At 52.2% G+C, this 6469-nt stretch carries 6 protein-coding genes and 1 tRNA gene; 1 reads left to right on the top strand and 6 read right to left on the bottom strand.

Translation table 11 applies throughout. From position 1 onward, the window contains the following. Nucleotides 1-164: 164 nt before the first annotated feature. The 5 genes from HMPREF9141_RS10025 to ftsY all read right to left on the bottom strand — a co-directional run bounded on the left by HMPREF9141_RS10025 (nt 165) and on the right by ftsY (nt 4445). Nucleotides 165-239, bottom strand: a tRNA-Arg gene (locus tag HMPREF9141_RS10025). Nucleotides 240-441: 202 nt separating this feature from the next. Continuing rightward, nucleotides 442-1704 (bottom strand): HU family DNA-binding protein, encoded by a 1263-nt coding sequence (locus tag HMPREF9141_RS10020; protein WP_007368617.1) that lies wholly within the window; start codon nt 1702-1704, stop codon nt 442-444. After that, nucleotides 1697-1990: an HU family DNA-binding protein gene (locus HMPREF9141_RS10015; RefSeq protein WP_007368616.1), complete on the bottom strand. Its 294-nt coding sequence runs from the start codon at nt 1988-1990 to the stop codon at nt 1697-1699. Before HMPREF9141_RS10015 ends, HMPREF9141_RS10020 begins: the two co-directional genes overlap by 8 nt. A 126-nt stretch (nt 1991-2116) precedes the next feature. Then, nucleotides 2117-3415 carry a 30S ribosomal protein S12 methylthiotransferase RimO gene (gene rimO, locus HMPREF9141_RS10010; protein WP_007368615.1) on the bottom strand — a complete coding sequence of 433 codons (1299 nt, stop codon included), beginning with the start codon at nt 3413-3415 and terminating at the stop codon, nt 2117-2119. 79 nt (nt 3416-3494) lie between these two features. Next, on the bottom strand, nt 3495-4445 hold the full coding sequence (gene ftsY, locus HMPREF9141_RS10005; RefSeq protein WP_007368614.1) for a signal recognition particle-docking protein FtsY: 951 nt from the start codon (nt 4443-4445) through the stop codon (nt 3495-3497). A gap of 324 nt (nt 4446-4769) precedes the next feature. Here ftsY and HMPREF9141_RS10000 point away from each other — a divergent pair, with 324 nt between their 5' ends. Further along, nucleotides 4770-5174, top strand: coding sequence for an OsmC family protein (locus HMPREF9141_RS10000; protein WP_007368613.1), 405 nt, complete (start codon nt 4770-4772; stop codon nt 5172-5174). Between the two features lie 390 nt (nt 5175-5564). Here HMPREF9141_RS10000 and HMPREF9141_RS09995 read toward each other — a convergent pair whose 3' ends face one another. Beyond that, on the bottom strand, nt 5565-6290 hold the full coding sequence (locus tag HMPREF9141_RS09995; protein WP_007368612.1) for an HAD family hydrolase: 726 nt from the start codon (nt 6288-6290) through the stop codon (nt 5565-5567). Nucleotides 6291-6469 lie beyond the last annotated feature (179 nt).

The following is a 6469-nucleotide window of genomic DNA, read 5'->3' as shown; positions in this document are numbered from 1 at the left end:
TGACCCCAAATCATCATGCAAGGCAGGTCTGTCATTTTGATGGACAATGTCTCGAATGGTACTTAAAACAAGAACTGCCGTATGCGGAACGGTATGGCGGTGTAAAAGGTTGAAAATAAAAGTAGGAGTCAAACAGCTTCGTTTTACTCCTACTCAATACGCTGTGATTCCGTTGGGGTTCGAACCCAAGACCCACAGCTTAGAAGGCTGTTGCTCTAATCCAACTGAGCTACGGAACCATTATGCGGCTGCAAAGTTACGGATTTAATTCGGTTCTACCAAATTCCATTTCATTAAATTTCTTGACCATCATTTCGGTGCGGTTTCGGTTTGAAGAGAGGGATCGGTGTCCGACCGATGAATGGCCGGAAGCAATCAGTCGTTGATGAGGGCCTGCGGGATAAATAGAAATCAAGTGCAACGGAAGAGGGAGAAGACAGCCTATTTCCTGTACTCCGGACGCAGCTCTACTTTGGGGACTTTCATGGTGTCGCCGGCCTGCATTGTGTTTCGCTTATTAAGTACCTGGAAGTAGCCGACCATGTCTGCACCGAGTGTCTTCCGGCTATAACTCTTCATGGTCTGTCCTTTCCTCAGCACGACGATCCTGTCGATGCCTACAATGTTGTAGGCCCCATAACGGATCCGGCGATCGCTGTTCATTGCAGCAAAGGAATCCGTCTCTTCTTTTCCGGCGGCTGTCGGGACATGAGATTCCCTGGCTGCTGTCGTAACGGTGTCAGCCGGTACGGTTCTGGCAGCCATTGCCGTCTTGTTGCCGGACGTATCTTCCTTCTGTTCCATGACGGCAGTCTGTCTGCCCGGCTTCGTCCTGCCAAACCTGACCCAGAGGAATCCGCCCAGAAAGACAATGACTATGAAGGCCGCCAGTGCAACGATTTTCAGCATGTTGTTTGTCGACCCTTCAACATCGCTGTCGTTTTCTTCTTCGGTCTCGGTTACAGTCCGGACAGGTTGGCTTTGCAGCTTCCCCGGCTCTGGCGAACGTCGGACGGAAGAGGACTTTTCCTCTTCAACATTCATTTTATCTTCTTCGTTCCTGTCCTTCCCGATGTGTGTCGGCTCGTCGTCTGTTACGGGTTGTTCTGCCTCCTTTATGGCAGAACTGTTCTCCGTCTCGGCATCAGGTTTCCTTTCGGCCTTTTCCGTAAGTTTCTCTTCTATGGAAGCAGACACTTTTCCGGACTCTGCGGAACTATTCCCGGTCTGTTTCTTGATAGCTTGTACAGAGTCTTCCTCGTGGATATTTCCGTTGTCCTTCTGCTTCCCGGCTTCTGTGCCGGACGACTTCGTCGGAATGGTTTCTGAGGTGTTCCCCTTCGCCTCATCTGCCGGAATCCTTTCCAGCGTCTCCGTGTCGACACCGTCGTTGATGACAACTGTCTCAAACTGGGAGAAGGGTTTGTTCACAAGTTCCTTCATTGCCGCATCCGGAGTGAAGGTAATCTTGTCATGCCCCTTTATGAGAACGCGCTCGCCCGTGTTGACATTGACGCTCTCCCGGGGTTTCACGGATTGTATCTTGAAGGTGCCGAGACCCTTGACCTTCACCGGTCTGCCATCTTTGAGCTCGGAGCTTATGATGGCAAAAACCGAATCCACAAAGACCGAAGCGTCGGATGCTGACAGCTTGTACTGCTTGGCCAGCGCACCCGTTATCATCTGTATTCCCGTCTTACCCATTTTCAGTTCCTCCTCTCCTTACTTGTCCTTTGATGTTTGCAGCAGGCTTGAAATTGAGCACGAGCTTGGGAGGAACAAGCATACGCTGTCCCGTAGAGGGGTTAACCATTACCCTCTCCAGCCGTTTCTTGACTTCAAACGTACCGAATCCGGAGACAGAGACGGGGTCGCCTGCCTCGAAGGATTTGCCCATCAGTTCGATGACAGACTTCACCATTCTCTGGCTTTCGTCCTGTGTATAGCCTGTCCTTGAGGCCAACTCGGCTATGAATTCCTTGTTATTCATTCTTCTTTACCCTTCATTTACTTATTGCTTCTGACCGTTGTCACCTTCCAAAGTCGGTGCTCCGAAGGACAAGGTCCGCATGTCCCGGTCTCATCCTTTCCGCATGCCTTCAGACTGTGTTTCCTTTCAGACAATCTCGCCGAAGAGGTCGAATTCGTCAGAGCCTGTGATGCGGACATCATAAAACCTGCCGATGTGCAGTGCCTTTCCTTTTGCGGGAACGAGAACCTCCGGATCCACTTCGGGCGAACAGAACTCCGTGCGTCCGATGTAGTAGTCGCCTTCTCTGCGGTCGATGATGACCTTGAATATGCTGCCGACCTTTTCGCTTTCAAGTTCCTCTGATATTCCCTGCTGGATTTCCATCAGTTCATCCAGTCGCTGCTGTTTGACCTTCTCCGGGACATCATCCTGGTAATGGGTCGCACTGTACGTTCCTTCCTCTTCCGAATAGGCAAAAGCCCCCATCCGCTCGAAGCGGGTCTTCCTGACAAATGCCTTCAACTCCTCGAAATCCTCTTCGGTCTCGCCCGGAAAGCCCACCAGCAGGGTGGTGCGGAGGTGGATGCCTGGTACCCGTCGCCGTATCTCGGCTATCAGATCCAGTGTCTCCTGCCTGGTGACATGGCGGTGCATGCGTTCAAGCATGTGGTCGGAAATGTGCTGGAAGGCAATGTCCAGGTATTTGCAGACATTCGGTTTTCCGGCGATTACGTCGAGAAGATCCAGCGGGAACTGATTGGGATAGGCATAATGAAGGCGGATCCATTCCACGCCCTCTATGTCTGCCATGCGCGAAATCAGTTCTGTGATATGATGTTTTCCGTCGAGATCGACACCGTAGTAAGTCAGTTCCTGCTCGATGATCTGAAACTCTTTCACGCCTTGTCCTACAAGCCGCCTCACTTCATCCAGTATATCCTCAAGAGGCCGCGAATGGTGCCGGCCTGTAATCAGCGGGATGGCACAGTAGGCACAGTGGCGGTCACAGCCCTCGGCAATCTTCACGTAGGCATAGTGGCCTGGTGTCGTGAGGTGGCGGACGCCATTGCAGGCCGGTACATCGGCCTTGCCGAGGTCGGTCAGCAGCTGCTTGTAATTGAACTTTCCGTAGAACTTGTCCACCTCCGGAAGCTCTGCCTCCAGTTCGTCCTTGTATCGCTGGGAGAGGCATCCCATGACGTAGAGCCTGTTGAGCTGTCCGTTCTTCTTCCGGTTTACAAATTCGAGGATCGTGTTGATGCTCTCTTCCTTGGCCGCCTCAATGAAACCGCAGGTGTTGATGACCGCAATCTCTCCTTGCGGATGTTTCGTATCGTGTGTACAATGGTAGCCGTTGGCCTCGAACTGCTTCATGATAAGCTCTGAATCGACAAGATTCTTCGAACAGCCCATGGTTACGATGTCTATCTGGTTCTTTTTCATTCGTGTGTGTTGAATATTGGGAGACGGACGAACGGCGACAGCCGGTCTGTCCCTTCCTTCCCGAGCTTCCCCCTCATCGTTACTTGAAGAGGCTGTCGACGAACTGCGCCTTGTCAAAGAGCTGCAGGTCTTCCATCCCCTCGCCCAATCCGATGTATTTGACGGGAACTTTCAGCTGATCGCTGATGCCGATGACAACGCCGCCCTTTGCCGTTCCGTCAAGTTTGGTGATGGCGAGTGAGGTGATCTGTGTTACGGCAGCGAACTGTCTTGCCTGTTCAAAGGCATTCTGTCCTGTACTTCCGTCCAGTACCAGCAGCACCTCGTGCGGAGCGTCAGGGACAACTTTCTTCATTACGTCCTTGATCTTCTTCAGCTCGTTCATCAGGCCTATCTTGTTGTGCAGTCGCCCGGCGGTGTCGATGATGACGACGTCCGCTCCGTTCGCCTTGGCGCTCTGCAGCGTGTCGAAAGCCACGCTCGCCGGGTCGGCTCCCATCTGCTGCTTTATGACAGGGACTCCCACACGGTCGCCCCATATCTGTATCTGTTCGACGGCAGCCGCACGGAAGGTGTCAGCCGCTCCGAGGTAGACCTTTTTCCCGGCCTGCTTGAACTGATAGGCAAGTTTGCCGATGGTCGTCGTCTTGCCGACGCCATTGACGCCGACGACGAGAATCACATAGGGATGGGCATGTTCTGGCAGCACCCAGTCGGAATTGCTGCCTGTGTTGTTTTCGGTGAGCAGTGCTGTGATCTCGCTTTTCAGGATGTCATTCAGCTCGTTGGTCGATACATACTTGTCTCTTGCCACACGCTCTTCGATACGGTGGATGATCTTGATGGTGGTGTCAACGCCCACGTCTGACGTGACGAGGATTTCCTCCAGATCATCCAGAACCTCATCATCCACCTTTGACTTTCCCGCCACCGCACGTGCAAGTTTGGAAAAGACGTTCTGTTTGGTCTTTTCAAGTCCCTTGTCAAGTGTCTCCTTTTTCTTTTTGCCGAATAAACCGAATAATCCCATACAATTAGCTAATTTGCTTGCAAAGTTAATAAAAAGTTGGTGAAATAGCAAATGCCGTGTGTCAAGAATCCTTTTTGCAGCACACAGGTGTGTCTGTCGCCGGTCTGTCTACGGTCTGGACATCATGGAAACCCTCCGCCAGCAGAGCGGTCTGTCGTCGTCGGCTGTATTTGTCATGGGGGCAGTATGTTTTTTTTGTTTTTTGGTGTCTGACATGCTTGGAAGTCGGTTATTTTATGTAAATTTGCCCAGTCGGTTCTGGAGGAAGCCTGTCCTCTGGAATCCGGAAGAAAACAATAACCAACAACCTAAAGCATTACGATTATGACCATCACGAAAGCGATTTATCAGGGAAAAGGAAGAGTCGAGGCTGACCATGTACGGTCGGCGGTAACCGTTAAGACCGATGCCGGCAAGGCGGTGGGCGGTCTGGGCGAGAACCAGACACCCGTGGAGCTGTTGGGCAATGCGCTGGCGGCCTGTGTGCTGACGCTCATAGGGCTGCAGGCCGAACGGAGCGGTGTCGATTTTGCCGGCTGCTATGCCGAGGTAGGCGAGTGCGAGGAAGACATGGAGGCCTTCACCGTCACACGTATCCCCATCACTTTCCATCTGAAAGCTGCCTTTGACGAAAAGCAGCGCAAGAAGTTCGAATATATAGCCAGAAAAGCCTGTTTCGTCGGGAATACGCTGACGGCCGAAAAGGTGTTCAGTTTCGTCTATGAATAAAGGGCAGTCCCGGTAAGGCAGGTTCTGAAAAACTCCTTTGATGTTTTTTGTCTTTCAGGCGGGCTGATTCCGTTTTCTTCTTGAACGTGCATAGCGGGCTTATGCAACTGGAAGAAAAAGGTGAAGATGCCGCATGGAAGCAAATAGGCACAGAGGGTTGACGGTCTCCCGGCCAGCGACAGACCGGTGCGGAAACCTTAGGGTCTGCCGTAGTCCTATATCGGTGTCCCTGTGCTGAGGCAGGCCGCCGGTTCTTTGCTTCTTGTCGGCTTTCCTGCAAAAGGGAAGTCCGCCGGAGAGGATTTCCAGCCTCCCGTTAAACCGGATGCGGGTGTGTCGGACATCAGACTGATAGCTTGTCATCAGCCTGTCCGGCACACCCGCCTTCGGTCAAGACAGCTGGCTCGCATCGATGAAATGCGGGACAGGATACAGGTATTTCGTCAGGTCGGAGAACTTGGCGATGCGTAGCAGTCTCGGGTGTACATATTTCCGTTCCTCCTCATCATGCTTTATGTGATATGGTATGTGTACAGCCCATCCGCCGATCTTCAGTACAGGGTCGACGTCTGCTGCAAATGAATTGCCCACGGTCAGCAGCTGGCCCGTCTTGGCATGGTACTGCCTGCAGAGCCGCTGGTAGGCATCCGGTGTCTTGTCCGTCACGATGACGATGTCGTCAAAGTAGGGACGCAGTCCTGAACGCCGGAACTTGTTCTCCTGGTCCAGCAGTTCCCCTTTGGTAAACACGACCATACGGTACCTGCCGGTCTTCCGCAGCTTCTCCAGTGTCGTCTTTACGCCGTCGAACGGATGGCCGGGGAGCCGCAGCAATTCCTTGCCCAGTTCGATGACCTGCCCGATCTCTCCACCATTTATCTTTCCGTGACTGATGTTGACTGCATTCTCTATTAGTGAGAGCAAGAAAGCCTTGCTTCCGTATCCAAGGAGTGGTATGTTAGCCTTTTCAGTGGCGCGGAGAGCGTGGGACACCTTGTCGGCCGAAGCGTAAGGGGCAAGGATCTCACAGTACACTTTTTCCACCGTGTCATAGTAGGTCTGGCTACCCCACAGCGTGTCGTCTGCATCAAATGCGATCAGTGAAATCTCCGTCATAAGCCTGATTTTTAGATGTTATAGTTAGCTTGAAAACTCTCCCCCCGTCAGACGACGTGTCTGTTTCGGGGCAAATAGCAGGACGGTTAGCAATCTATTTCTTTCTTTTCAAATGTTTTAATCCTCCTTTTTTCTTCTTTACACAGCAAAGTTAAGTGATTTCTTCTGAACTCCAAAGA

Source organism: Prevotella multiformis DSM 16608, from assembly GCF_000191065.1.
GTDB lineage: Bacteria > Bacteroidota > Bacteroidia > Bacteroidales > Bacteroidaceae > Prevotella > Prevotella multiformis.
The sequence above is the reverse complement of the archived record's forward strand: the minus strand, read 5'-3'. Positions and strand labels throughout refer to the sequence as shown.

Coding starts and splice junctions, on each gene's coding strand:
- HMPREF9141_RS09995 (WP_007368612.1), bottom strand. CDS start 6,290: ATGACGGAGATTTCACTGATCGCATTTGATGCAGACGACACGCTGTGG.
- HMPREF9141_RS10020 (WP_007368617.1), bottom strand. CDS start 1,704: ATGGGTAAGACGGGAATACAGATGATAACGGGTGCGCTGGCCAAGCAG.
- ftsY (WP_007368614.1), bottom strand. CDS start 4,445: ATGGGATTATTCGGTTTATTCGGCAAAAAGAAAAAGGAGACACTTGAC.
- HMPREF9141_RS10015 (WP_007368616.1), bottom strand. CDS start 1,990: ATGAATAACAAGGAATTCATAGCCGAGTTGGCCTCAAGGACAGGCTAT.
- rimO (WP_007368615.1), bottom strand. CDS start 3,415: ATGAAAAAGAACCAGATAGACATCGTAACCATGGGCTGTTCGAAGAAT.
- HMPREF9141_RS10000 (WP_007368613.1), top strand. CDS start 4,770: ATGACCATCACGAAAGCGATTTATCAGGGAAAAGGAAGAGTCGAGGCT.